General features: G+C 70.9%; 20 protein-coding genes. 8 read left to right on the plus strand and 12 right to left on the minus strand.

Annotated features, from left to right (window positions below):
- Positions 1 to 9 precede the first annotated feature (9 nt).
- Genes ACIBJH_RS06460 through ACIBJH_RS06470 form a run of 3 tightly spaced genes read right to left on the minus strand, consistent with a single transcriptional unit; the run spans position 10 to position 4,162 of the window.
- Positions 10 to 2,292 (minus strand): dipeptide ABC transporter ATP-binding protein, encoded by a 2,283-nt coding sequence (locus tag ACIBJH_RS06460; protein WP_399115712.1) that lies wholly within the window; start codon positions 2,290 to 2,292, stop codon positions 10 to 12.
- Entirely contained in the window at positions 2,289 to 3,182 is an 894-nt protein-coding gene (locus tag ACIBJH_RS06465) for an ABC transporter permease (protein ID WP_399115713.1), read from the minus strand. The genes ACIBJH_RS06460 and ACIBJH_RS06465 overlap by 4 nt, the downstream gene beginning before the upstream one ends.
- Positions 3,179 to 4,162: an ABC transporter permease gene (locus ACIBJH_RS06470; protein WP_399115714.1), complete on the minus strand. Its 984-nt coding sequence runs from the start codon at positions 4,160 to 4,162 to the stop codon at positions 3,179 to 3,181. The genes ACIBJH_RS06465 and ACIBJH_RS06470 overlap by 4 nt, the downstream gene beginning before the upstream one ends.
- Positions 4,163 to 4,332: 170 nt before the next feature.
- Here ACIBJH_RS06470 and ACIBJH_RS06475 point away from each other — a divergent pair, with 170 nt between their 5' ends.
- Complete coding sequence (locus ACIBJH_RS06475; protein WP_399116367.1) at positions 4,333 to 5,958, plus strand: ABC transporter family substrate-binding protein; 1,626 nt, start codon at positions 4,333 to 4,335, stop codon at positions 5,956 to 5,958.
- Positions 5,959 to 6,013: 55 nt separating this feature from the next.
- On the opposite strand, the gene ACIBJH_RS06480 is transcribed toward ACIBJH_RS06475, so the two are convergent.
- From ACIBJH_RS06480 to ACIBJH_RS06505, 6 genes are all read right to left on the minus strand, one after another.
- Positions 6,014 to 7,231 carry an IS701 family transposase gene (locus tag ACIBJH_RS06480; RefSeq protein ID WP_236583298.1) on the minus strand — a complete coding sequence of 406 codons (1,218 nt, stop codon included), beginning with the start codon at positions 7,229 to 7,231 and terminating at the stop codon, positions 6,014 to 6,016.
- Entirely contained in the window at positions 7,224 to 9,383 is a 2,160-nt protein-coding gene (locus tag ACIBJH_RS06485) for an AGE family epimerase/isomerase (protein ID WP_399115715.1), read from the minus strand. Before ACIBJH_RS06485 ends, ACIBJH_RS06480 begins: the two co-directional genes overlap by 8 nt.
- A gap of 1 nt (position 9,384) precedes the next feature.
- Positions 9,385 to 11,532 (minus strand): glycogen debranching protein GlgX, encoded by a 2,148-nt coding sequence (gene glgX / locus ACIBJH_RS06490; RefSeq protein ID WP_399115716.1) that lies wholly within the window; start codon positions 11,530 to 11,532, stop codon positions 9,385 to 9,387.
- 50 nt (positions 11,533 to 11,582) lie between these two features.
- Positions 11,583 to 12,293, minus strand: a complete 711-nt coding sequence (locus ACIBJH_RS06495) for an NAD(P)H-binding protein (protein WP_399115717.1) — start codon at positions 12,291 to 12,293, stop codon at positions 11,583 to 11,585.
- A gap of 59 nt (positions 12,294 to 12,352) precedes the next feature.
- A complete protein-coding gene (locus tag ACIBJH_RS06500; protein ID WP_399115718.1) occupies positions 12,353 to 13,687 on the minus strand; it encodes a sugar phosphate nucleotidyltransferase in 1,335 nt (444 codons plus the stop codon).
- 173 nt (positions 13,688 to 13,860) lie between these two features.
- Positions 13,861 to 14,793 carry a YbhN family protein gene (locus ACIBJH_RS06505; RefSeq protein WP_399115719.1) on the minus strand — a complete coding sequence of 311 codons (933 nt, stop codon included), beginning with the start codon at positions 14,791 to 14,793 and terminating at the stop codon, positions 13,861 to 13,863.
- 138 nt (positions 14,794 to 14,931) lie between these two features.
- On the opposite strand from ACIBJH_RS06505, the gene ACIBJH_RS06510 reads away from it, so the two are divergent.
- Positions 14,932 to 16,809 (plus strand): ABC transporter ATP-binding protein, encoded by a 1,878-nt coding sequence (locus tag ACIBJH_RS06510; RefSeq protein WP_399116368.1) that lies wholly within the window; start codon positions 14,932 to 14,934, stop codon positions 16,807 to 16,809.
- 11 nt (positions 16,810 to 16,820) lie between these two features.
- On the opposite strand, the gene ACIBJH_RS06515 is transcribed toward ACIBJH_RS06510, so the two are convergent.
- On the minus strand, positions 16,821 to 18,272 hold the full coding sequence (locus ACIBJH_RS06515; protein ID WP_399115720.1) for a purine-cytosine permease family protein: 1,452 nt from the start codon (positions 18,270 to 18,272) through the stop codon (positions 16,821 to 16,823).
- Positions 18,273 to 18,519: 247 nt separating this feature from the next.
- Here ACIBJH_RS06515 and panD point away from each other — a divergent pair, with 247 nt between their 5' ends.
- From panD to ACIBJH_RS06535, 4 genes are all read left to right on the plus strand, one after another.
- A complete protein-coding gene (gene panD / locus ACIBJH_RS06520; RefSeq protein WP_399115721.1) occupies positions 18,520 to 18,939 on the plus strand; it encodes an aspartate 1-decarboxylase in 420 nt (139 codons plus the stop codon).
- A 22-nt stretch (positions 18,940 to 18,961) separates the two neighbouring features.
- Complete coding sequence (locus ACIBJH_RS06525) at positions 18,962 to 19,309, plus strand: GNAT family N-acetyltransferase (RefSeq protein WP_399115722.1); 348 nt, start codon at positions 18,962 to 18,964, stop codon at positions 19,307 to 19,309.
- Between the two features lie 49 nt (positions 19,310 to 19,358).
- Positions 19,359 to 19,997 carry an aspartate/glutamate racemase family protein gene (locus ACIBJH_RS06530; RefSeq protein WP_399115723.1) on the plus strand — a complete coding sequence of 213 codons (639 nt, stop codon included), beginning with the start codon at positions 19,359 to 19,361 and terminating at the stop codon, positions 19,995 to 19,997.
- 485 nt (positions 19,998 to 20,482) lie between these two features.
- On the plus strand, positions 20,483 to 20,836 hold the full coding sequence (locus ACIBJH_RS06535) for a VOC family protein (protein ID WP_399115724.1): 354 nt from the start codon (positions 20,483 to 20,485) through the stop codon (positions 20,834 to 20,836).
- A 42-nt stretch (positions 20,837 to 20,878) separates the two neighbouring features.
- On the opposite strand, the gene gndA is transcribed toward ACIBJH_RS06535, so the two are convergent.
- Positions 20,879 to 22,318, minus strand: coding sequence for an NADP-dependent phosphogluconate dehydrogenase (gndA, locus tag ACIBJH_RS06540; protein WP_399115725.1), 1,440 nt, complete (start codon positions 22,316 to 22,318; stop codon positions 20,879 to 20,881).
- A gap of 259 nt (positions 22,319 to 22,577) precedes the next feature.
- Here gndA and ACIBJH_RS06545 point away from each other — a divergent pair, with 259 nt between their 5' ends.
- Positions 22,578 to 23,795 (plus strand): transglycosylase family protein, encoded by a 1,218-nt coding sequence (locus ACIBJH_RS06545; RefSeq protein ID WP_399115726.1) that lies wholly within the window; start codon positions 22,578 to 22,580, stop codon positions 23,793 to 23,795.
- On the opposite strand, the gene ACIBJH_RS06550 is transcribed toward ACIBJH_RS06545, so the two are convergent.
- Positions 23,785 to 24,909, minus strand: coding sequence for a DMT family transporter (locus ACIBJH_RS06550; protein ID WP_399115727.1), 1,125 nt, complete (start codon positions 24,907 to 24,909; stop codon positions 23,785 to 23,787). The two genes, ACIBJH_RS06545 and ACIBJH_RS06550, sit on opposite strands and share 11 nt — an antisense overlap.
- Before the next feature lie 210 nt (positions 24,910 to 25,119).
- Here ACIBJH_RS06550 and ACIBJH_RS06555 point away from each other — a divergent pair, with 210 nt between their 5' ends.
- Complete coding sequence (locus ACIBJH_RS06555; RefSeq protein ID WP_399115728.1) at positions 25,120 to 25,869, plus strand: (2Fe-2S)-binding protein; 750 nt, start codon at positions 25,120 to 25,122, stop codon at positions 25,867 to 25,869.
- Positions 25,870 to 25,875 lie beyond the last annotated feature (6 nt).

The raw sequence follows: 25,875 nt of genomic DNA on the forward strand, positions 1-25,875 counted from the left end.
ACACGAGGCTCAGCGGACCGGAGGACGGTCCGGCGGCTCGCTCCAGAGCCGACCGGTCGTCCCCCGGTCTGTCCGTGTCCCCTCCCAGGGCAGTCCCCGGTGCGGGAAGTGGCACGCCACGGTATGGGTGCCGGCCGGGGTGACCTGGGACTGCCGCGGGATCTCGGTCTCGCAGCGCGTCCGCCGGGCGGCCGGGAGGACCGCGGCGACAGGACACCGTGACCGGAACCGGCACCCCGCGACGAGCGGGGCCCCGGCCGGGGGTTCGCCGGGCAGCACGATCCGGCGCCGGGCGCGTTCGGCGACCGGGTCCGGCAGCGGGACGGCCGACAGCAGCGCCCGCGCATAGGGATGGCGGGGCGCGCCGAACACCTCGGCGACGGGCCCCGTCTCCACGACCCGCCCGGCGTACATCACGGACACCCGGTCGGCGATCTGCCGGACCACCGCCAGATCGTGCGACACCAGCAGATACGCCGGCCCCAACTCCCGCTTCAGCCGCAGCAACAGATCCAGGATCTGCGCCTGCACCGACACGTCCAGCGCGGACACCGGCTCGTCGAGCAGCAGCAGCGCGGGCTCCACGGCCAGGGCGCGCGCGATCGCGACCCGCTGACGCTGCCCCCCGGAGAACTGATGCGGATAACGCTCCGCGTCCGCCGGATCCAGCCCCACCTGAGCGAGCAACCGCGGAATCCGCGCCTCTACGACACCCCGTGGCACCCGCCGGGCGTGCAGCGGCTCGGCGACGATGTCACCCACCGGCATCCGCGGATCGAGACTCGACAGGGGATCCTGCGGCACGATCTGCACGGCACCGCGCAGCAGCCGCGCGGTCCGCCGGCTCAGCCGCGCGACATCCTGCCCGAGGATCTCCACGGTCCCCGCCTCCGGGGCGGCCAGCGACACGATCTCCATCAGCGCCGTCGACTTCCCGGCCCCGGACTCCCCGACCAACGCGAGGGTCTCCCCGCGACACACCTCCAGATCGACCTCCTCGACCGCCCGCACCGCCCGCTCACGACGGCGCCGACCACTGACAGGTACGTAGGTCTTGGCGAGACCGGAGACGCGGAGCACAACCTCGGGGGCGGCCGGACCGGGGCGGGAGAGCAGAAACGGCGTCGACTGGGAGGCACTTGGGAGGGCGTGTCTCCCACCCGGCGTGGTGTGGATGCCGCGCGCCCCGCCGGGTCCGGCGTGCTTCCCGCTCACGACAGCCGATGCCCCGCCCGGCCCGGCGACCTCCGATGCCCCGCCCGGCGGAAACAGTCCCGTCGCTCCCCGGTGAATGACCAGCGGTATCCGCCGGCACGCCGCCTCGTGCGTGGCGGTTCCGGCGAGGCCTGCGCGGGACGGGCTGTCCACGCCCAGGAGGGGGATGTCGGACGTCTCGCACTCCGGCTGGGTCAGCGGACAGCGTGGTGCGAAGGCGCAGCCGGGGCCAACTGAGCCCGGGGTCGGGGCAGTTCCCGGTATCGGGGTGAGGGGGACCCGGGCGTCGGTCCGCGGTACCGAGCCGACGAGTCCGACCGTGTACGGCATCCGGGGGCGGGTGAGTACGGTCTCGACCGGGCCCGTCTCCACCACTCGGCCCGCGTACAGCACCGCGACCCGGTCCGCCGTGCCCGCGATCACGCCGAGGTCGTGTGTGACCAGCAGCAGGGCCGCGCCGGTCTCCCGCCGGGCGTCGGCCAGCGCGTCCAACACCTGTGCCTGCACGGTGACATCGAGCGCGCTGGTGGGCTCGTCCGCGACCAGGACATCGGGGCCGTTGGCCATCGCCATCGCGATCATCGCCCGTTGCAGCATCCCCCCGGACAACTGATGCGGGTAGGCGCGGGAGGTTCGCGAAGGCTCCGGCACGCCTACGAAGTCCAGCAGCTCCACCGCCCGCCGCAGCGCCGACTCCCGGCGCGGGCGCGGCCGTTGGTGGATGCGTACCGCCTCCGCGAGCTGGTCGCCGACCCGTTGCACCGGGGTGAAGGCGTGCAGCGGATCCTGGAAGACCATGGCGATCCGGCGCCCGCGCACCCGCGCCAACTCCCGCTCCGGCAGCCCCAGTAGCTCCTCGCCCAGCAGCCGTACCGAACCGCCCACCGTCGCGCCCGGCGGCGCGAGCCCCATGAGGGAGAGCGCGGTGAGGGTCTTGCCGGTCCCCGACTCGCCCACCAGGCCCAGTACTTCACCGCGGCGGAGAGTGAGATCGACGCCTCGCACCACGGGCACCGGCGGCTGCCGTCCGGCGCCGACGGCGACCGTCAGGTCATGGACCTCCAGGACGGCGTTCACCGCGGCATCCCCGACACGGTCGTACGGGACGGGACGACCGCGTCCACCGTCGTCGGGTCGAGCGCGTCCCGCAGCGCCCCGCCGACGAGGTTGACGGCCAGCACGAACGCGATCAGTAGTCCGGTGGGGAAGAAGAACATCCACGGATACACCAGCGCCACGTCCGTCGCGTCGGCGATCAGCGTGCCGAGGGACACGTCCGGGGGCTGTACGCCGAGACCGAAGTACGACAGGCCCGTCTCGCTGATCACCGCCGCGCCCACCGCCAGCGTCGCGTCCGTGATGAGGAACGACGCCGTGTGCGGCAGCACGTGCCGCCACAGGATCCGTACCGGCGAGACCCCCATCAGCCGTGCCACCACCACGAACTGACGCTCTTTCAGCGATCGTGTCATCCCGCGCACCGCCCGCGCGGTGACCATCCAGCCCAGCAGCGCCAGCAGTCCGACCAGTGCGATCCAGCTCCGGTCGCGCAGCCGGGGCGCGGCGACGGACAGCACGAGGAAAGCCGGGAGGACGAGCATCAGGTCCACGACGAACATCAGCACCCGGTCCGTCCAGCCCCCGAAGTAGCCCGCGCAGGCGCCCACCACCGCGGCGAGCCCGGTCGAGAACACCGCGACCAGCAGCCCGATCAGCAGCGACTTCTGCAGTCCCCGCACCACTTGGGCGAAGACGTCCTGCCCGATCCGGTTGGTGCCCATCCAGTGCCGTGCGTCCGGCGGCTGCCGCAGCGCCGTGTAGTCGACGTCCGTGTGCGTCCACGGGCTGAGGTACGGCCCCAGGAACGCCAGGGCGAACAGCACCAGCAGGACCGCGAGCCCGCACAGCGCCCCGGGCCGCCGTACCGTCCGGCGCAGTACCGCGCGCCCCCGGCCGCCGGCCCTCATGGCTGCCGTACCCGGGGATCGAGCAGTGCGTGCAGGACGTCGGCGAGCAGCCCCGCGAGCAGGACCACGGCGGCGGCGAAGATGTTGACGGCCACGACCGAGTTCACGTCGCCCTTCTGCACCGAGTCGACGAGCCAACTGCCCATGCCGGGCCAGCCGAAGACCGCCTCGGTGAACACGGCCCCGGTGAACAGGGTCAGCATCCCGAAGGAGAAGAACACCGACACCGGGACCAGTGAGATCCGCAGGCCGTGGCGCAACAGCGCGCGGCCCGGGGTGAGTCCCTTGGCGCGGGCGGTGCGCAGATGGTCGGCGCCCAGGACGTCGAGGGTGGCGGCGCGCTGGTAGCGGCTGTAGGAGGCGATCGCGGGGAGCGCCACACAGATCGCCGGGAGCAGCAAGTGGGCGGCCGTGTCCCGCAGTTGGACGGTCCAGTCGCCCTGCAGGCCGGGTGTGTGCTCGCCCGTGTAGAGGACGACCGGGCTTCCGGCGGCCCGGTTGACGGCCAGCGCCCCGGTCTTCAGCAGCAGCGCCAGCACGAACGTGGGCACGCACAGCACCGCGAACGAGAACACCGTCAGGAGCCGGTCGCCCGGCCGGCCGTGACGGACCGCCCCCCACATCCCGGCCAGCACCCCCAACGCCGTACCGACCACGGTGCCGATCAGCAGCAGCCGCACCGACACCCCGACCCGGCGGCCGAACTCGGCGTTCACGGACTCCCCGTCGATGGTCCGGCCCAGGTCGCCATGGAGGGCCCGCCCCGCCCAGCGCGCGAAGCGCTCCGGCAGCGGAGCGCGGTCGTCCATGCCCAGCCGGGCCAGCTCCGCGTCGACGACCCGGGCGGGCGGGGGCGGTTGCCGGCCCTCGAAGTAGGCGCGCGGATCGAGCGCGGTCGAGGCGAGCGCGTAGGTGAGGACGACGGAGGTGAGGAAGAGGATCGTGCAGTGGACCAGGCGCCTGAGGATCAGGGAGAGCATGGGCCCTCGTTCCGCTTCATGTGGGTGACACATCGTGATGTTAAGCTCCGGCTCCGCAATGCGCAGGACAGTTCGGGCAGTTGACGGTTCGTCCGTACTGGGAGGGCCGTAGGGTGGAGCGATTACGGGGCCGGATCGCGCGTTCGCTGGTGTGCGTGCTCGTCCTCGCCATGGCCGGCTGCTCCGGTTCGCCCACCGTCAACCGCCGTCCGACGCTGCCGACTTACGGCACCTACGACATCAACGCCCAGCCCGCGGACGCCCTCCGCTCGGGCGGCACGCTGACCCTGCCGATGGCGCAGATGATCACGCAGTTCAACTTCGACCACGTCGACGGCGCCCTGGACGACGTGTGGACCGTCGACAGCATGACCGAGCCCCGGCTCTTCGCCCGCGACGCCAAGGGCGTCCCGCACGCGGTGCCGGAGTACCTGCTCTCCGCGTCCGTCACCGGCACCTCGCCCCAGGTCGTCACCTACCGGCTCAACCCGAAGGCCCGCTGGTCCGACGGAACCGCCCTGGGCTGGCGGGACTTCGCCGCCCAGTGGCACGCGCTCGGCGGCGCCGACCAGCGCTACCTGGTCGCCGACACCAGCGGCTACGACCGTATCGCCGACGTACGCCAGGGCGCCGGCGCGCACGAGGTGCGGGTCACCTTCAAGCAGCCGTACGCCGACTGGCGCAGGCTCTTCACCCCGCTCTTCCCGGCCGCGGCCTACGACACCCCGCAGCGCTTCAACTCCGGCTGGCAGGGCCAACTGCCCATCAGCGCGGGCCCGTTCAAGCTCGCCTCGGTCGACAGGACCGCGCAGACCCTCACCCTCGTCCCCGACCCCCGCTGGTGGGGCACCAAACCGAGACTCGACCGGATCGTCTTCCGCGTCCTCGACGCCGACGCCGCCCTCCAGGCCTTCCTGAACGGCGAGGTCGACGCGGTCAACGCGGCCACCAGCGAGGCCTACGCGCAGCTGAAGAACGCGCCGGACGGCGAGATCCGCATCGGCTCCGCATGGGACGAGGTGCACATCACCCTCAACGGCGCGGGCGGCCCGCTCGCCGACCGATCGGTACGCAACGCGGTCCAACAGGCCGTCGACCGCACCGCGTTGGCCGATGTCGCGGCCGAAGGCCTCCCGGTCAAGGTGCCGTTGCTCGGCAACCACTTCTTCATGACCAACCAGCCCGGGTACACCGACAACTCCCGCCCCTACGGCACCTACGACCTCAAGGCCGCCGAAAAGGCCCTGGACGCCGCCGGCTGGAAGAGCCCCGGCGCCGGCAAGACCCGTATGAAGAACGGCCGCAGCCTCACCCTCCGCTTCGTGCTCAGCGAGGGCACCAACCGGCTCGGCGAGGACCTCGCCCAGCTCGTCCAGCACATGCTGGCCCAGGCCGGCGTCCGGGTCGACATCCAGAAGGTGCCGGCGTCCGCCTACGCGTCGCAGTACCTGGAGAAGGGCAACTTCGACCTCGCCATCTTCCGCTTCACCGGCCTGACGTACCCGAGTTCCGCCTACGCCGTCTACCGCCGTCCCGAGGCCGGACAGCCCTTCCAGAACTACGGCGGGGTCGGCTCGGCGCGCGTGGATCAGCTCCTGGGCCGGGCCGTCGGTGCCCTCGACGAACGGACCGCCCAGCGGCTCTACGACCGGGCGGACGCCGAGATCTGGCGGCTCGGCCACGACATCGAGCTCTACCAGCGCCCGCAGATCCTCGCCGTGCGCAAGGGCCTCGCCAACTACGGGGTCCCGGGACTCGGCGACATCGACTTCAGCAAGGTCGGCTGGCAGAAGTGAGCGCACGGCGGCCCCGTACGGACGTATCCGTACGGGGCCGCCGTGAGGCGCCGGCTCAGGCACGCGGGCGGCTCAGGGCTCTCTCGTCCGCCTGCTGGCGCACCATGTCGTAGCCGAGCGCGGCCGAGGCCAGCGTCACATGGTGGTGCCAGCCCCGGAAGGAGCGGCCCTCGAAGTCGCCGAGCCCGAACTCCTCGTGCATCCGGCCGAGCGCCCCCTCGGCGAACCGCCGCAACTGCGCCAGCGGCACGATCTCCGCGAGCCGGCGGGCCGGGAGGTTCGTCAGCCAGTAGGCGCGCGGCCGGGAGCGGCCGTAGGGCCAGTCCGCGAGCAGGAGACGCGGCCGGGGGAGTGTGCCCGCGGCCGGGTCCGCGCGCAGCAGGACCGGGCCGGTCACGAACTCCGAGTGCCGCATGCGTTCGGTCACCGGGTCGTGCCAGGTCACCGAGGCCCGTTCACCGTGGCGCGCCGCGTGCGCGGCGAGTTCGGCGAGCGTGCCGCGCGTCCCGGGGGCGGCGGCCTGCCGCCGGGGCAGCAGCACCGGGGTGTGCGGTGCCGCCTGGACGAGATAGCCGAGGCCGCGCGCCTCCAGGCCGCGCAGCAGCGGGTCCGGGTCGCTCTCGCAGCGCCAGTCGGCCAGCACCGGCAGCGGCTCCAGGGACCACTCGTCGAGCATCTCGTCGAGCGCCTCCAGTACGTAGCTCCAGCGCGGCCTGCACCGTTCCTGCGTCGGTACATGGGCCTGGCCGCGCAGTCGCTCGTCGCGGTCCCAGCGGGCCGGCAGCAGCAGCCGCCAGTTCACCGGGACCCCGCCCGCCTGGCCCACCAGCGAGGCGGCGAGCGCCAGTTGGCAGTTCACCGTCCGTTCCTGGGAGGCCGCGTACTGGCGGGCCACGCCCACCGACCGGTCGCCGTTCTTGGCGAAGACGACCTCGTCGACGGACCAGGCCTCGGCGCGGAAGGCCCGCACCACCTGCCGGGCGAGCCGCCCCCGCACGGGAGCGGACGCCCACGGACTCTGGTTCACGAACTGCTGGATCTGCTGCACGGCGCGCTTGCCGAGCACCTGCTCGGAGATCCGGGCGGGTGTCTTGCGCCCGGGCACGTCCAGCAGCCCGCGCACATACACCTCGCCCCAGCGCCGCTGGTCGGCGCGGGTGAAGTCGCCGAACAGCTCACGGCAGTAGGCGGGGAGGCCGGCGGAGGTGCCCGGCGGTGCCCCCGGGGTGCGCATCGGGGGTAATGGGAGGGTGATGGTCGCGAGGTCACTCATGGTTGCACTCGTCACCCCCAGCCAGCAGGAAGGCGTCCGTCGCGAGCAGGGCGTCCGCCACGTCCGGTAGGGCGCAGCCCACGATGACGAAGTCGACGTCCAGGCCCGCCTTGGTGCGCTGGAACAGCAGCTCGTTGATGGCGGGCCGGCACATGCCCCCGACCTCGCACAGATGGAACTCCACGCGCTGCGGGGCCGCCGCCATGACCTCGGCAAGGACCCGGCGGAACTTGCCCAGTTCGGTCGCGTCGATCACGCCGTGGCAGCTGACGTGCGCGGTGCCGCCGTCGAACGAGGTGCGCATCCGCAGCCGCATCGTGGCCGGCTCCAACTCGACGCGGACGCGCACCGGTTCGTCGCCGCGCGGCAGTACGACCGTCAGGTCCTTGCCGTCGAAGTTGTGGTACGGCTGGTCGTCGACCCACACCCGGGTCAGCTCCACCGAGCCGGCCGGCAGCAGGTCCGGCGCCACCCGCAGCACCCGGTCCGGCAGATCCGACGGGCGCGGCTTGAAGTGCAGGGTGACCGGGTCGTCGCTGAGCAGCAGCCCGGTGTAGGCGGCCGACAGGTAGCACAGCTCCAGCGCGTGGTAACCGGCCATCGCGTGGCTGCCCTTGAGCCGCTCGGTGCCGAGCAGGTACGGGATGCCGTTCGCCAGCACGTTGAAGTAGACGCCGCCGTCCTGGTAGTCGAGGAAGAAGGCGTTGTAGAACGCCGCCGCCTCGCGCGCCAGCCGCAGCTGCTCCGGGTCGCCGGTGGTGCCGGCCAGGATCAGATAGGCGAGGATCGCCTGTTCCTGCTGCCACCAGGCCTTGCGGTCGTGCCACACCATGCGGTGGATGCCGCTGTCCGGGTCGGGCTGCCGCTCGACCACGTCCAGCCAGCCGCCGCGCAGCCCGTCGCTGCCCACCGGCGGCATGATCTCGGCGATCCGCTCGGCGGTAGTGCCGTACTCGGGCTTGTCCTGCAGGGACTTGATGCGGGTCAGGTTCCAGGCGATCTTGAGGTTGTGGCCGACGACCGCCCGGTCCTGCTGCCAGCCCCAGGTCCGGTCCGGACTCCAGTCGGCGTGGAACCGCTCCTGGACGAAGGGGCTGTTCGGCTCGTCCGGGAACCGCTCCACGATGGTGTCCGCGGTCTCCTCCAGCAGTGCCGCGAAGTCCGAACGGCCCGTCGCCAGATAGGCGTTGATCAGATACGCCGGGGCGTGGTCGCCGACCGAGTTCCAGTTCTTGCGGGACCGGTTGCGGCCCAGCGAGTCGGCGTTCGGGTCCAGGGTGATCGGGTCGAGGTGCGAGAAGAACCCGCCGCGCACGGGGTCGCGGAAGTACTTCTGGAACAGCTCGACGGTCCGGTCGATGTCCTGGAGGATCCGCGGGTCTCCGGTGACGCGGAACGTCTGGGTGGGACCGGCGAGCGCGTAGATCTGCTCGTACATCGGGATCGCGTCGAAGTCGTCGCCGAACTCCGAGGCGAAGACCGGGCGGTGGCCGGAGGACGTGATGTCGATGCCGTGGTACCAGTAGGTGATCCCGTCGGCGGTGTCGTCCACCCGCATGTGCTCGCGCAGATACTCGGTGCCGGCCTCGGCCGCCTCCAGGAAGCGGTCCTTGCCGGTCAGCAGATACGCCGTGGCCAGGCCGTAGACCAGCCGGGAGATGGTGTCGGTCTCCTGGCGTACGTCCGCGCCGGCGAAGTCCGGCAGATGGGTGCCGCTGAGCGTGAGATGCGTGCGGAACCCGCGCCAGTCGTACACGCCGTCGGGGAAGTGCCCGCGCAGATAGAAGTCGGCGATGGCGGCGGCCTGTTGGACCCACCAGTTCGGGTGCTCGAAGACGTACTGGCCGCGGGTCTCCTCCGGGAAGGTGATCTCCTTGGCCTCGAACCGGGAGCCGCCCTCCCACTCGTAGAGGATGCCGTACGCGAAGACGTAGCGGCCCTCGGCCAGCATGTCGACGGTGTCGGCGGTGGTGTCGCGGTAGTCGTCGCCGAGGTTGCGGACGATGCGCGAAATGGCGTTCGCGGGCAGGTGGACCGTGAACTCCCGTTCGTCCGAGGTGCGCAGGCCGAAGCGGCGGCCGGTCGGGCTGTAGTAGGTGATGTAGCCGGCGAGCGTGTCGGATTGGATGCGTCGTTGCGCAGGTGCACTCATCTCAGGTGCCCTTCTCGTCGGGCAGGGACGCGAGCAGGACGACGCTGCGGCCCTGGGCGTGGTGGGTCGGACCGGCGACCAGCTCCTCTTCTCCGGGCGGAAGGATGTCGTAGGGGCCGGGGCGGGCCGTGTCGAGCACGCGGTGCCAGTGGTGGCCGGGGACGTCGGGCAGCTCGAAGTCGAGCCCCAGGTGGTACATGTTGAGGATCAGATGCAGGTCCGGGTCACCGTCGAAACCGCCGTACGTGCAGGCCAGCACCCGGGCGTTGGGGTCGTCCCAGCCGGGTTGGTGGAGCCGGGTGCCGTGCCAGGTGATGTCGGGCTGGGAGCGGGAGTTGAGGCGTTCGGAGAAGAACTGCGGTTCGCGCAGGGTGCGGTAGCGCTTGCGGAGCCGGACGACGCGCTGGGTGAAGGCGGTCGTCTCCTTCTCCTTCCTGGCCTGGTTCCAGTCGAGCCAGGAGGTCTGGTTGTCCTGGCAGTAGCCGTTGTTGTTGCCGCCCTGGCTGTTGCGGAACTCGTCGCCTGCCAGCAGCATCGGCACCCCGCGGCTGAGCATCAGCAGGGACAGCAGGTTCTTGATCTGCCGTACCCGCAGGCACTCGACGTCGGGGTCGTCGCTGGGTCCCTCGACCCCGCAGTTCCAGCTGTAGTTCTCGTCCGCTCCGTCGGCGTTGGCCTCACCGTTGGCGTGGTTGTGCTTCGCGTTGTAGCTGACCAGGTCGTTGAGGGTGAAGCCGTCGTGGCAGGTGATGAAGTTGATGCTGTTGGTGGGGAGTTCGCCCTGGGCGGCGAACAGGTCGGCCGAGCCGCCGAGCCGGGAGGCGACCTCGCCGACCAGGCCGGCGTCGCCGCGCACGAACCGCCGTACGTCGTCGCGGAACGGGCCGTTCCACTGCGCCCAGCGCTTCCCCGGGAACCGGCCGACCTGATACAGGCCGCCGCCGTCCCAGGGTTCCGCGATGATCTTCGTCTCGGACAGCACCTGGGACAGCTCGATCGCCCACAGGGCCGGCGGGACCGCCATCTCGTAGCCGAGGGGGCCGCGGGAGAGTTCGGAGGCGAGGTCGAAGCGGAAGCCGTCGATGTGGTGCTCGGTCACCCAGTACTCAAGGCACTCCACGATGAACTTGGTGACCATCGGGTGATTGGCGTTGACAGCGTTGCCGCAGCCGGTGAAGTCCATGTAGTGCGAGCGGTCCTGCGGCCACAGGTGGTAGTACGCCTCGTTGGCCGCGCCCCGGAAGCTGATCGTCGGCCCGAACTCGTTGCCCTCGCTGGTGTGGTTGAAGACCACGTCGAGGATGACCTCGATGCCCGCCTGGTGGAACGCCTTCACCATGTCGCGGAACTCGGTGATGTGCGTGGCGAGATGGGGGCTTGAGCAGTAGCCGGTGTGCGGGGCGAAGAAGCCGTAGGGGTCGTAGCCCCAGTAGTTGCGCAGCGGGGTGCCGTCGGGTCCGGTGCGCAGCACCTGGGTCTCGTCGAAGTCGAAGACCGGCAGCAACTCCACCGCGGTGATGCCGAGTTCGCGCAGGTGCGGGATCTTGTCGATGACGGCGGAGAAGGTGCCGGGCCGCTCGCTCTCCGAGGTGGGTGAGGCGGTGAGGCCGCGTACGTGCATCTCGTAGACGACGGTCTCCGCCATCGGGGTGTGCAGCGGGGTGTCGCCCTCCCAGTCGTAGTCGTCCAGGTCGACGACCAGACTGCGCATGCAGTGCTCGACGTTGTCCCCGGGGCCGATGGCGGTGGTGCGCTCCCAGCGGCTGTTGACGTTGGCCCGCGCGTACGGGTCGATCAAGACCTTCCGCTGGTCGAACCGGCTGCCCAGGGCGCTGAGGTCGCGCGGTCCGTCGATGCGGAAGGCGTAGACCTGGCCGGCGCCGATACCGCGGACGTGGCAGTGCCAGAAGTGGAAGCTGCGGTGGCGGTCGGGGAGGAGCGGGATCGTGCGGTAGGGCTGCGGGCTGTCGCAGTGCTCGAAGAGCAACAGGTCGACGCGGGTGGCGTGTTCGGAGAAGAGCGAGAAGTTGACACCGTCGCTGTCGACGGTGGTCCCCAGCGGCTGCGGGCGGCCGGGGGTGACGTCGGAGGGATGGCCGCCGTAGAGGGCGGTGGCCTGGTCGGGGCTCAAGGTCATCTGTTCTGTCATGGCATCTGTCGCAGAGTCGGTCGGAGTGTCGTACACATCGGTGGCCACCCTCAGGCGAGTGCGGCCCGGGCCGCGGTCGGAGTGTCGGCGCGGAGGCCGGTGAACAGTTCGTCCCAGGGCGGGGAGCCGGCGCCCGGTCCCACCTCGCTGCGCATCTCGAAGGTCACGCCCCGGGCGGCGGGGGAGTACAGCGCCTGGACGCAGGCGTCGGCCACATGCGGGCGGGCCACCCGGCCGTCGCCGACATCGCCCTGCTCCAGGTGCAGATGGCCGTGGCCGGGCTCGTCCGTCAGCCAGCCCGGACGGATCACCGTGTACGGCAGCCCGGAGGAGCGGACCGCGTTCTCGCCGGCCAGCCGCCAGTCCAGCATCCGGCCGTAGGCGTTCATCGGGTGGTCGCGGCGGGTCACATGGCGCTGGCTGACCAGCACGAAGTGCGGGCTCCCGGAGGTGGCGAGCAGGGCGTCCAGGACATGGCGGACCCCGGTGTGCAGGGTGGTCTCGGGGCTGTCGGGACCGGCGTCGTCGGTGCCCGGCTCCACGATGTAGACCACCGCCGAACAGCCGTGCAGGGGCGTGCGGACGGTGGCGGGGGCACGTACGTCGGCCGCGAAGAACTGTGCCTGCGGCGGATTGTGCCGCCGGGCGCGCTGAGTGCTGCGGCCGATGACCCGCACGCTCTCGCCGCGGGCGAGCAGTTGACGGGCGACGAGCCGGCCGACGCGGCCGGTTCCTCCTATGACTGCGATCGGGCTGTCCATCGAGATCTCCACGGGGCTGCGGAAGAGCCGGAAGGGGCGGGGGAGTTGGCGGGGCGCGCTCAGATCCAGTGCAGGATGTCGTCGGAGCTGGTCAGATGGGTGCCGGTGGGCAGACCGGTGACGGCGGGCACCCGCAGCCGCGGATACACGCTCACCCCGGTCAGCCGGGTGCCGGGACGCAGGTCGGCGGCCTCGCCGATCGCGGAGTGCAGCAGCCGGACCGGGTTGTCGCGCTCGGAGTGCACGCGCGCCAGCGGCCCGACGTACGAGTCGGTGATACGGGCGTACGGCCCGACGACGGCGCCGTCGCCGATCGCCGTCCGGCTCAGCCGGGCGCCCTCGTCGACGTCGACGCCGTCACCGATGTCGCTGAACCGCAGCTTCACTCCGGGACCGATCTCGGCGTTGCGCCCGATGCGGACGGCGGGGCCGATGACGACACTGCCCTCGGAGATCTTCTGGGCCAGGGTGGTGCCGGTCACGCTGTCCTTGGTGCGCAGGCTTGACTCGTGGATCCAGTACCGCGGGTCGGTGCTGGTGGGCTGGCCCATGGCCTGGTTCATCCGGCGGTAGTGGCCGCCGAGCACGTCGCCGAGGGTGGCGAGGTAGTCGGGGATGCTGCCGAGGTCGCCGAGCCGGTCGATGGGGGCGACCGCGACCGGCAGTCCCCGCCCGACCAGCCAGGGCAGCAGGTCGCCGCCCCAGTCCAGGCGCTGCTGGGCGAGCCGGATCATCTCGGGGTTGCGCGCGGCCAGCCTCAGCCGGCCGCAGTCGACCAGGTACATCCCGGCGTTGGTGGGCAGGGTGGTGCGGGAGCCGGGCAGCGAGGTCTCGGGGAAGACGCGGTGGACGCGGTCCAGGTCGGGCTTCTCCAGGAATCCCGCGACCAGTCCGTCCGAGGAGGTCTGCATCACGCCGTACTTGCCGGCGATCTCCTCGGGCGTGCGGCCGACCGTGGCGACGGTCACGACGGCGTCGGCGGCGTCGTGCGTGTCGACCAGTGTGTCGAGGTCGAACTCGAAGACGGAGTCCACCGGCAGCACCAGGGCACGGGCCGTCAGATCCCACTGTTCGAGGTTGTGCAGGGTGGCGGCGCCCGAGCCGACGTTGTAGCGGTCGAGCCGGGCGCGGGAGTAGTGGATCTCCACGCCGAAGCGTTCGCCGTGGCCGAGCACGAGCTTGATCTGGCTGTGGTTCTCGGCGCCCTGGGCGATCACGTAGAAGCGGCGGATGCCCTGGTCACGGCAGGACTCGACGAGCCATTCGACGACGGAGCGGCCGACGAACGGGATGAGGGCCTTGCTGCGGATGTAGTCGGACGAGGCGAGGGTGAGCGGCTTGGCGCGTTCGCCCCGGCCTCCCGCCAGGATGATGCCTAACGTCTCGTCCCCCATGACAGTCCTGCCTCCTCGGCTGACAAATCAACGCCCTTCAGTCAACTCGTGGTGTCATGTGTAGTCAAGTAAAAAGTAAAACAAGCGAGTTGAGGCAAACGCGAATCAGCCCCGGTCGACGGTTCGACCAGGGCTGATGCTTCTTTACAGGGATGTTCGAGTGGAGTCGCGACTCAGATGACTCGCAACCGGACCAGTGCACCGAGCGTCAACGCGCCCGGAATGATGGGGATCCAGACCGTGATGATCCGGTACGCCAGCACCACCGCCGTGGTCACCGCGACCGGACCGCCCGCCGCGACCAGCGCCACGATCAGCGCGGCCTCCACCGAGCCGATCCCGCCCGGCGTCGGCACCAGAGCCACCGCCACCGTCGCCGCCAGATAGGCGAGCGCCATCTGCGCGGGCGGCACCGGCAGGTCCAACGCCTGCCCCACGGCCACCAGTCCGGCCGCCTGGAGCGCGGGGAACGCCAGCGAACCGCCCCACAGCGCGAGCGCCCGGGCCGGCCGCGTGTGCACGGAACGCGCCTCACTCAGCGCCGTACGGAGGAACGACAGGACGGCCGCCCGCAGCCGGCGCACCAGAACGAGCACCACGACCGCCACGCACAACACGGCCCCGATGATCAGGAGCAGCGGACCAAGTGCCCCCGCCGGAAGGAGAGTTCCCAGGCGCAGGGCGTCCGGGAAGGCGATCAGCAGAGCGGTGAGCAGGGTCAGCCGGGCTATCGACTCGGCGAGCAGGAACAGCGCCAGCGCGGCCGACGAACGGGCCAGCGGCAGCCCGCACACCGTGAGGAAGCGCAGGTTCACCGCACCCGCGCCAAGTCCCGTGGGCAGCAGATGATTTGCCGCGCCCGCCGCGAACTGCGTGGCCAACAGCCGCCGCGCGGGCAGCCGTTCGACCACGGCACCCTGCCGGGTGAACGCGGCGGCGACCCAGGTCAGACAGGTGGCACCGGCCGCCGCCACCAGCCAGGGCCACTCCGCCGACCGCAACTGGCCGAAGCCGGCGACGAGGACGGACCGGTGCTGTACGGCGACGACGGTGACCAGGAGCAGCGGAAGCAGGCACAGGATCTGCCGGACGCGGATGTGTCTCACACCACTGGAGGTTCTCCGCGCCACGACAACTGCGGGTTGCGGCAGCGCGGACAGTTCCTTACGCCCGTCGCTACACGAGGCTTTGGCGAACACGTTGACCTCAACGCCGCTTGAGGTCCTACGGTCTACCCCATGAGCATGGAGAGCACCGCCTGGACCCAACTGCACAGTGTCATGACCGCAGAACAGGAGCGCCGCCCGTTCGCGCTCGCCACGCTGCGCCGCATAGCGGAGTTCGCGCGCCCACACCGCCGCCCGATCGCCCGCTTCGTCCTGCTCGGGGTGCTGACCGCCCTGCTCGCCGTCGCGACCCCCGTACTCGCCGGACATGTCGTCGACGCGATCGTGTCGGGCGGCGACGACGGCACCGTCGTACGCCTCGCCCTGCTCATCGCCCTGATCGCGGTCGTGGAGGCCGCGCTCGGGATTCTGGGCCGACGCCTTTCCTCGGCGCTCGGGGAGGGACTCATCCTCGATCTGCGGACAGCCGTCTTCGATCATGTGCAGCGCATGCCGGTCGCGTTCTTCACACGTACCCGTACGGGCGCGCTCGTCTCCCGACTCAACAACGACGTCATCGGCGCGCAGCGGGCGTTCAGCAACACGCTCTCCGGAGTGGTGTCCAACGTGGTGACGCTGCTGCTCACGCTGGCCGTCATGCTCACCCTGTCCTGGCAGATCACCCTGCTCGCGCTCGTGCTGCTCCCCGTGTTCGTGATCCCGGCCCGCCGGATGGGCAGCCGCATGGCCCGCATGCAGCGCGAGGCGGCGACCCTGAACGCGGCGATGAGCACCCGTATGACCGAACGCTTCTCCGCCCCCGGCGCCACCCTCGTCAAACTCTTCGGCCGCCCCGAGGAGGAGTCCGTGGAGTTCGCCGAGCGCGCGAGCCGCGTCCGCGACATCGGCGTCCGCACGGCCACCGCCCAGTCGGTGTTCATCACCTCCCTGACCCTGGTCTCCGCCCTGGCCCTCGCCCTCGTCTACGGCCTCGGCGGCTGGTTCGCCCTGCACGGCACCCTGGAGCCGGGCGCGGTCGTGTCGTTGGCGCTCCTCCTGACCCGCCTCTACGCCCCGCTCACCGCGCTCGCCGGAGCCCGCGTCGAGGTGATGAGCGCCCTGGTCAGCTTCGAGCGCGTCTTCGAGGTGCTGGACCTGAAACCGCTGATCGAGGACAAAGCCGACGCCCGTGAGGTCCCCGAGGGCCCGGTCGCGGTCGAGTTCGACGAGGTCCGCTTCGCCTACCCCTCCGCCGACAAGGTCTCCCTCGCCTCACTCGAAGAGGTCGCCTCCCTCGACACCCGCGGCGGCGCCGAGGTCCTGCACGGCGTCACCTTCCGCGCCGAACCCGGCCAGACCATCGCGCTCGTCGGCTCCTCCGGCGCCGGAAAGTCGACCATCGCCCAACTCCTGCCCCGCCTCTACGACGTCGACGAAGGCGCCGTCCGCATCGGCGGCGTCGACGTCCGCGACCTCACCGCCGCCTCCCTGCGGGCCACCCTCGGCATGGTCACCCAGGACGGCCACCTCTTCCACGACTCCGTCCGCGCCAACCTCCTGCTGGCCCAACCCGACGCCACCGAGGACGAGTTGTGGGACGCACTGCGCCGCTCCCGCCTGGACGATCTCGTACGGTCCCTGCCCGACGGCCTGGACACGGTCGTCGGCGAACGCGGCTACCGCCTCTCCGGAGGCGAACGCCAACGCCTCACCATCGCCCGCCTGTTGCTGGCCCGCCAGCGCGTCGTCATCCTCGACGAGGCCACCGCCCACCTGGACAACACCTCGGAAGCGGCCGTGCAGGAGGCCCTGACGGAGGCGCTCCAGGGCCGTACGGCCGTGGTGATCGCCCACCGGCTGTCCACGGTGCGCTCCGCCGACCAGATCCTGGTCGTCGAGGCGGGCCGCGTCGTGGAACGCGGCACGCACGACGAACTCCTCGCCGCCGGTGGGCGATACGCCGAGCTGTACCGCACGCAGTTCGCGAAGCAGGCGGTACCGGACGCGGTCGTATAGGGAGCGCGAGGTCAGGGCTCGCGGTGCTCGTGCGCCGCCTGCTCCAACATCTCGGCCTCCGCCTCGGCGACCCGGATCTCGGCGTCCACGTCGATCGAGCGGCTGAGCCACCAGTACAGCAGCGCGGCGACCGGCAGTCCCACGAACAGGGAGAGGTCGGCGCCGTCCATGGCGTGCGCGATCGGGCCGACGTAGAGCGTGCCGACGGAGAAGAACGGCACCATGACGCCGAAGCCCACCAGATAGGAGATGATGCCGTTCCAGCCCCAACGGCCGTAGATCCCACGGGGGTTGAAGATCTCCGCGATGGCGTAGTGGCCGCGGCGCACCACGTAGTAGTCCATCAGGTTGACCGCGGTCCACGGGATGAACAGGTAGAGCACCAGCAGCAGGAAGTTGTTGAAGTTCGTCAGGAAGTCGGCGGTCGCGGCGAACGCGCCGATCAGCGAGAGCGCGGCGGTCAGCCCGATCGTCAACACCCTGACCCGCACGGTCGGTTGGACCCGCTTGAGCGAGTCGATCGCGCTGATCAGGGTCAGCGAACCGCCGTACATGTTCAGCGCGGTGACGGAGATCAGGCCGAGCGTGGCGAAGAGGAGCACGATCGCGCCGAAGCCGCTGAACACCTTGTCGCCCGCCGCGTTGATCGAGCGGATCGTGTCGAAGTCCTTGCCCGCCCAGGCCGCGAGCAGCGCGCCCAGCGTCATCAGCCAGACCCCGCCGAGCGCCGAACCGAAGTAGGTCCAGTAGAAGGTCTTGCGGACGGTCACGTCCGGCGGGAGGTAGCGCGAGTAGTCCGAGACGTAGATCGCCCAGCTGATCTGGTAACCGGCGACCACACCGAACTGTGCCAGGAACGGCGTCCAGGAGAAACCGCCGAGGTCGAAGGAGCCCGCCGGGTAGTGCAGGGTCGCCAGCACACCCACGGTGAAGATCCCGAAGACGACCAGGAAGGTGTACGTCAGGAACTGCTCCGCCTTGTGGATGACGTCGTAGCCCACCAGCGCGATCACGAAGCCGATCACGGTGACCACGGCCACCCACATCTTGGTGTTGCCGTGCACCGTGGTGTGCAGGGCCTCACCGGCCAGGATCGTGTTGAAGACGTTGAAGCCCGCGTACTGGACATAGGCGAACAGCCACACCAACAGGGCCCCGACATAGCCGAACTGGGGTCTCGACTGGATCATCTGCGGCAGCCCGAGCTGCGGACCCTGGGCCGAGTGGAAGGCCATGAAGAAGGTGCCGAGCAGGGTGCCGGCCACGATCGCGATGAGCGACCAGATGAGGTTGCCGCCCTCGGTGATGCTGATCAGACCGACCGCCAGCGTGGCGATCTGCGCGTTCGACATGAACCACAGGGGGCCGAGGTGCCACAGCTTGCCGTGGCGCTCGTTGAGGGGGACGTAGTCGATGGAACGTATCTCCAGCCCCGACACCCGGGGCTCTGAGTCGGTGGTCACGGTGCCTCCAGGGTGCTGATCAGGCCTGTGTGGCCACATTCATCCCCCGCACGGGTCCCGGCAACCGCAACCGAAACTGTGAACCACGGTCTTTACCTGGTCCATACAGGACCCGTGTCCGACCGGTCGGTGTACGCCCTGGGAGTCCCTACCGGCCCCGACCGCGCACAAGGCTCGCTGTAAAGTAGGGGACCAGCCCTTGACCTGCATAAACGCAGGCAGGGAGCCTAGATTCGGGAGTGCCTCCATGCTGCGCACCATGTTCAAGTCCAAGATCCACCGTGCCACCGTCACCCAGGCCGACCTGCACTACGTCGGCTCCGTCACCATCGACGCCGACCTGCTCGACGCCGCCGATCTGCTGCCCGGCGAGCTGGTCCACATCGTCGACATCAGCAACGGCGCCCGCCTGGAGACGTACGTCATCGAGGGCGAGCGGGGCACCGGTGTCATCGGGATCAACGGGGCCGCCGCCCACCTCGTGCATCCCGGAGACCTGGTGATCATCATCAGTTACGCTCAGGTGCCCGACGCCGAGTCGCGGGCGCTTCGGCCCCGGGTCGTGCACGTGGACTCCGCCAACCGGATCGTGGGCCTCGGCGCCGATCCGTCCGAACCGGTGCCGGGTTCGGAGCAGGCGCGCAGCCCGCAGGCCGTCACGGCCTGACCACCACACCAGGAGAAGGCCCATGAGCGAGATCGAGATCCGCGACGACCGGGCGGCGGGCCGCCTGGAAGCGATCGGCGACGGCGACGAAGTCGTAGGCCACATCGAGTACTTCGTCCTCGAATCCCCCGAGCGCGCGCTCGTCCCGGTCCACACGATCGTGGAACCGGCCCACGAGGGAAAGGGCATCGCGGGCTCCCTCGCCCGCGAGCTGTACGGCATCGCCGCGCGCGAGGGCATCGTCGTCGCCCCGCTCTGCCCCTACGTCGTGAAGTGGGCGGCCCGCCACCCCGACGAGGCCCCGGCCGCGGACCCCGCGCTGCAGAAGGCGGCGATGGAGTGGCTGACGGCGCATCCCGGCCGCTTCTAGGACCGACGGCCCTGTCTTTGTGGGCACCCTGAAGAAAGGTCCCGCCGGCGTGCTCGCCCTCCTGCACACCTCACCCGCCCACGTCCCGGTCTTCGACGCCCTGCGCGACGAGGACCACCAGGGCCTGGAACTACGGCACTTCGTCGACGAGGAGTTGCTCGCGCGAGCCCGCCGCGAGGGACCGGAAGCGGTGACCGGGGCGGTGCGGGGTGTGCTGGAGAAGGCCGTAGCCGAAGGGGCCCGGGCGGTGCTGTGCACCTGCTCGACCATCGGCGCGGTGGCGGAGTCGACCGGTGCCGGCATCGGCGTGCCGGTGCTGCGCGCCGACCGCCCGATGGCGGCGGAAGCCGTGGCCGCGGGTGCGCGTGTCGTCGTTGCCGCCACCCTGGAGAGCACGCTGCGGCCCACCGTGGCGCTGGTCGAGGAGGAGGCCCGCCGTATCGGCCGCCCCGTCGCTGTCCGCACCCTGCTCGTCGAAGGCGCCTGGTCCCGCTTCGAGGCCGGCGACACGGAGGGCTGCGCCCGGCTGGTCGCCGATGCCGTGGACGAGATCGGGGACGCCGACGCGATCGTCCTTGCGCAGGGGTCCATGGCCGGCGCCCGACAACTGACGACGACGCCGGTGCCGGTGCTGTCGAGCCCGCGGTCGGGGCTGGGCGCGGGGGCTCGGGCGGTGCGGGTGGGGTGAGTCCTGCGGGGCTCGGGCGGCGCGCCCAGGCCGTGCCGGCGGCGCTCTCGCGCGCGAGTCTCGTGAGCCCGCCCGGGTGAGTGGCGGCGCGGGTGTCGGGTAGGCGGGGGAGTAGTCCAGAGCCGACGCATCCACTGGCTGGAGGACACCATGACCAACCCGTACCCCGACCCCGTACCCCCAGGACCGACCCCAGGCCCCGGTCCCGTACCGCCGAGCCCGACTCCCGGTCCCGGCCCCACACCGGGCCCGGACCCGGAACCGCCGACGCCCCGGCCCACGCCACCGCCCGGCCCCGTGCCCGGCCCGTCCCCGGTCCCACCCCGCCCGACGCCGGAGCCCTCTCCGTCCCCCGTCCCACCGGGACCGGAACCCGTACCGAACCCGGAGCCGGGACCGCCGCTCACCTGAAGTCGGCCGTCGGTCCTGACGCCCGGCTCCGCTGAGCCCGCCGCGCCGGCCGTCCTCCTGGCAGGATGGCCGGTATGGAACGCGTGCTTGGAATCGGCGGACACTTCATGCGGGCCGGTGACCCCGTGGCCCTCAGCTCCTGGTACCGCGACTGCCTCGGTCTCGACGTCGACGAGCACGGGCTGTGGCAGCAGGAAGCCGGGCCGACGGTGTTCGCGGCCTTCCCCGCCGACACCGACTACTTCGGGTCCCGTACCCAGCAGACCATGCTCAACTTCCGGGTCCGCGACCTCGACGCGACGCTCGCGCAGCTGCGTGCCAAGGGCGCGGACGTGGACGCGGAGACGCAGGACATGGACGGCGTCGGACGGTTCGGCTGGGTCACCGATCCCGAGGGCAACCGGATCGAACTGTGGCAGCCCGCCTGACCGGATCCCCGGCAGGCGGGCTCGGCACAGCTGCGGACGACGTCAGCCCGTGACCTCCGAGCGGTCACCGCCCCAGAGGGTGTGGAACGAGCCGTCCCGGTCCACCCGGCGATACGTGTGTGCCCCGAAGAAGTCCCGCTGCCCCTGCGTGAGCGCCGCGGGCAGCCGCTCGGCGCGCAGTGCGTCGTAGTAGGCGAGAGCGGCCGAGAAGCCGGGTGTCGGGACGCCCTGGCGGGTCGCCGCCACGACGACTTCGCGCCAGTCGTCCTGCGCCGCCGCGATCTCCTGCGCGAACGTCTCGTCCGACAGCAGGCTCGGCAGATCCGCGCGGGCGTCGTACGCGGCACGGATGCGGTCGAGGAAGGCCGCACGGATGATGCAGCCGCCGCGCCAGATCGAGGAGACCGCGCCGAGGTCGACGTTCCAGTCGTACTCCTCGCTGCCCGCCGCGATCTCGTGGAAGCCCTGCGTGTACGACACGATCTTCGACGCGTACAGAGCCTGCTCGACCCGGTCCGCGAAGGCCGCCGCCTCGGCCTCGCCCAGGGGGGCCGCCGTCGGTCCGGCCAGGCCCCGGGAGGCCTCGCGCAGTGCGGCGTGGCCGGAGATCGAGCGGGCGAAGACCGCTTCCGCGATGCCCGAGACCGGGACGCCGAGGTCGAGGGCGATCTGCACCGTCCAGCGGCCGGTGCCCTTCTGCTCGGCCTGGTCGACGACGACGTCCACGAACGGCTTGCCGGTGGCCGTGTCCACGTGGGACAGCACCTCGGCGGTGATCTCGATCAGGTACGAGTCCAGCCGGCCCGTGTTCCAGGTGCGGAAGATCTCGGCGATCTGCGCGGGGGAGTACCCGGCGACATCGCGCAGCAGCTGGTACGCCTCGCCGATCAGCTGCATGTCGGCGTATTCGATGCCGTTGTGCACCATCTTCACGAAGTGCCCGGCGCCGTCGGGACCCACATGGGTCACACAGGGCGCCCCGTCGTCCGCCTTCGCGGAGATCTTCTCCAGCATCGGACCGAGCGAGTCGTACGACTCCTTCGGGCCACCCGGCATGATGCTCGGTCCGTTCAGCGCGCCCTCCTCGCCGCCGGAGACGCCCATGCCGACGAAGTGGATGCCCTGTTCGCGCAGGTCGCGCTCGCGCCGCCGGGTGTCCGCGAAGTGCGCGTTGCCACCGTCGATGATCATGTCGCCGGGTTCGAGGAGCGGGGCGAACTCCTGGATCACCGCGTCCGTCGGCTCACCGGCCTTGACCATGATGACCAGGCGGCGCGGACGCTCCAGCGCGGTCACGAAGTCCTTGGCCGTCTCCGCCGCGATGAAGTCGCCCTCGCCGCCGAACTCCTCCACCAGGGCGTGGGTGCGGGACGCGGTCCGGTTGTGCACGGCGACCGTATAGCCGTTGCGCGCGAAGTTCCGGGCGAGGTTGCGGCCCATGACCGCGAGGCCCGTGACGCCGATCTGCGCTGAACTGCTCATTCGGTTGGCTCCTAAGGATCAGGAAGATCAGGCCTAAGGATCAGGAAGGTCCTGAACATCGGTGGTACCGGTCGTGCTCGCCAGTATTGCCGCTCGGTCCATCCTGGCCTGCCGCTACCCCGACCGCACGTCCTCACCGCAACCGGAGCGGCCCGCTCGCCACTTGAGCCACAGGGCGGCCGGTTGCCGTCTTGTCATGGCCTGTTCGTGGCGCTTACTTTTGGCCCTCCTGACTGACGTATGTCGAGGGGGATTCTCCATGGCCGTACGCGGCCGGCACCGCCGGTATCAGCCGAACAGGATCAACCGTTCCTCGCTCCTCACGGTCACGGCGGGCGGTGCGGGCCTCGCGATCCCCCTCGTCGGCGCCGGTGCGGGCAGTGCCCAGGCGGCCGATGTGAGCACCTGGAACAAGGTCGCCGCCTGCGAGTCCAGCGGTGACTGGAGCATCAACACCGGCAACGGGTACTACGGCGGGCTCCAGTTCACCCAGTCCACCTGGGAGGCCTACGGCGGCACGGTGTACGCGAGCCGCGCGGATCTGGCCACCCGGGACCAGCAGATCGCCGTGGCGGAGAAGGTGCTCAAGGGACAGGGGCCCGGCGCCTGGCCGGTGTGCTCGGTGCGCGCCGGGCTCACCCGGGGCGGCGACACCCCCGACATCCACGTCGGCGGCACGAAGACCACCGACACGGCCAAGACCAAGGCCGAGGACGCCAAGGCGCAGACCGTCAAGCGGTCCGTGAAGGACGTACAGCCGCAGACCACACCGCAGTCCCGCGCGGGCACCGCCGAGATGTACACGGTCGTGCGCGGCGACACCCTCTCCGGGATAGCCGAGACCGAGCGCGTCGACGGCGGCTGGCACGGGCTCTACGCCGCGAACCGTACGACCGTCGGCGACGACCCGGACCTGATCCTGCCGGGCCAGCGGCTGAGCCTGCACGCCAAGGCCGAAACGAAGACCCGTACGACGACGAAACCGGCCACCAAGGCGACCACCAAGTCCGCGACGAAGAAGGCCACTTCGGACACCGCGGCGAAGAAGACCACCACCAAGAAGTCGACGAGTCACTCTTTCGTCGCCCCCGTCGACGCCCCCATCGGAACGGCGTACCACGCGGAGGGCTCTGCCTGGTCGAAGGGCTACCACACCGGCGTCGACTTCCTTGTCCCCACCGGCACTTCGGTGAAGGCCATCGAATCGGGGCAGGTGGTCACGGCCGGCTGGGGCGGCTCGTACGGCTACCAGGTGGTGATCCGGCACGCCGACGGGCGGTACTCGCAGTACGCGCACCTGTCCGCGATCTCGGTGCGGGACGGGCAGTCCGTCGGCGCCGGACAGCGCATCGGGCGGTCGGGGTCCACCGGGAACACCACGGGCCCGCATCTGCACTTCGAGGTGCGGACGGGGCCCGGCTTCGGTACCGACATCGACCCGCTCACCTATCTGCGGGCCGGCGGCGTCAGGATTTGACTCGGGTGCGATGCCGGTCGTGGACCGGCATCATCACGTACAGCCCGGCGTGGAACGGGCCGAAGTAGCTCGGCGCTTCGGCCGACCCGGCCGGTTCCAGGGTCCCGTAACCCTCGTCGGCCGGGATCGCCGCCGGGGCCGGGACGAGAATGTCCCCGGCCGTGACGCCCAGGTCCACGCCGACGTTCGCGCTCACGTCGACGGGCTGTCCAGGGAGGGCGTCCAGCAACTCCTCGATGGGCGACGGCGCGACGGGAGGCACCGTGGTGGACGGTGCGTGCTCGCTCTCCAGCCGCTCCGTGGTCAGCAGAATCAGGCCACCGGCGGCGACCACTCCGGCGCTCAGGGCGAGCAGGGTGCCCGTCGTGCCGTAGCGGAAGGTCTCGCCGAACATCGTGATGCCGACGACGGCCGCCACCACCGGGTTCACGACCGTCAGGACCGCCAGCGGAGCCGCCAGGCCCGCGCCCCGGTAGGAGGCCTGCGAGAGCATCAGACCGGCCACCGCGAACACGGCGATCACGGCGAGGAAGGGGATGTCGGTCGCCGATATCGCGCCGTCGTCCCAGTCGACCGTCACCGTCTTCGTGAACACCGAGGACATGCCGAACGCTATGCCGGACGCGGTCGCCAGCAGCACGCTGCGCACCGCCGGGTGCCGGTGTGCCGCACGGCCCGCAATCATCAGGGTCACGACCACCGCGCCGGTGAACACCGCCACGGACACCCGCTGGGCGGTGCTCAGCGAATGACTGTCGGACGCGCCGACCAGGGAGAGCAGACCGGCGAGACCGATCGTCGCCATGATCGCGCCGCGCCAGGCGGTGGAACCGGCCTTGCGGCCGACGAACAAGGCCGCCATCGGCAGCGCGAACACGATGGTCAGCGCACCCAGCGGCTGCACCAGGCTCAGCGGGCCGTAGGCCAGCGCCACCACGTGCAGCAGACCGCCCGAACCGTTCAACGCGACCGCAGCCCACCAGCTCGGGCGGCGCAGCGGCGCGTACTCCTGGTCGGGAGAGGACACCGCGACGCGCTCCTGCACGATCGCTCCGCCCGCGTAGGCCACGGCGGAGATGAGCGACAGCACGATGGACAACGCGAGGGCGCTCATCGGCAGCTCCTCTGCGTCAGGCGGGTGCCTCTGGCACCACGCGGCGAACGGTCGGCTTTCATACGGAACACGATGCCGGTCGATGTTCTTCCCGTCGTCGTACCTGAGCACCGATTGGGTAGTACTGCCGATGGAGTACGAATCGCCCCTTGTCCTCCCCAAGGTGGGTGACAGCAGGGGGACACCCCCTGGGCGGAACCCCTAGGAGCCTTGGTACTACTGCTGTTCGTGGACCTCGACCCCGAACTCGCCGCGCTCCGCGCCCTCGGCGGCTTCTTCGTACTACGCACGGGCGCAGCACCGAACGGCCCGCTGCCGACGCTCGCGACGACCTACGAAAACCCGGTGTCGGATGTTTACGGAAATTCCCTGACTTTTCGTGTCCATGTCGTCGCGGAGCGTCTCCAGGCCCCGGAGCTGCGCATTGCCGCCTCGGTCGCACAGCAGGCACTCGCGGCCCGATTGTGGTCGGCGGCGCTCGGCTGCGCCGCCCTCTACGGCCGCATCCCGGACCTCGACCCGCGCCTGCTGCACTGGGACGCCCGCGGCAGCGCCCCGGACGACCTGTGGCTCGCAGAGGTCCGCCCGCTGCCCGTGGACGCTCTGGTGGACGTCGTGGTGCACGGCCACCTGGAACCCCTGACCGCCGCCCTGGTGACCCACCACCGCATGTCCGCCGGCCTGCTGTGGGGCAACGCCGCCTCCGCGCTGGCGGGCGCCGCCCGCGAACTCGACCGGTGGGCACGCGCGCGTGGCCGTACGGAAGTGGGCACGCGCACGCGGGCCCTCACCGCGGAACTCCTCGCCCACCCCCACCTCGCAGGCACCGGAACCCTCACCGGAACCGCCTTCCGGCGCCGCAGCTGCTGCCTCTACTACCGGGTCCCCGGGGGCGGGGTCTGCGGAGACTGCTGCTTCACACAACCGCCCGGCTCTTCCGCGAAAGCCGGTTCTGGGTGACCATGA

It is taken from the genome of Streptomyces sp. NPDC050548, assembly GCF_044457385.1.
In the GTDB taxonomy this organism is placed as follows: domain Bacteria; phylum Actinomycetota; class Actinomycetes; order Streptomycetales; family Streptomycetaceae; genus Streptomyces.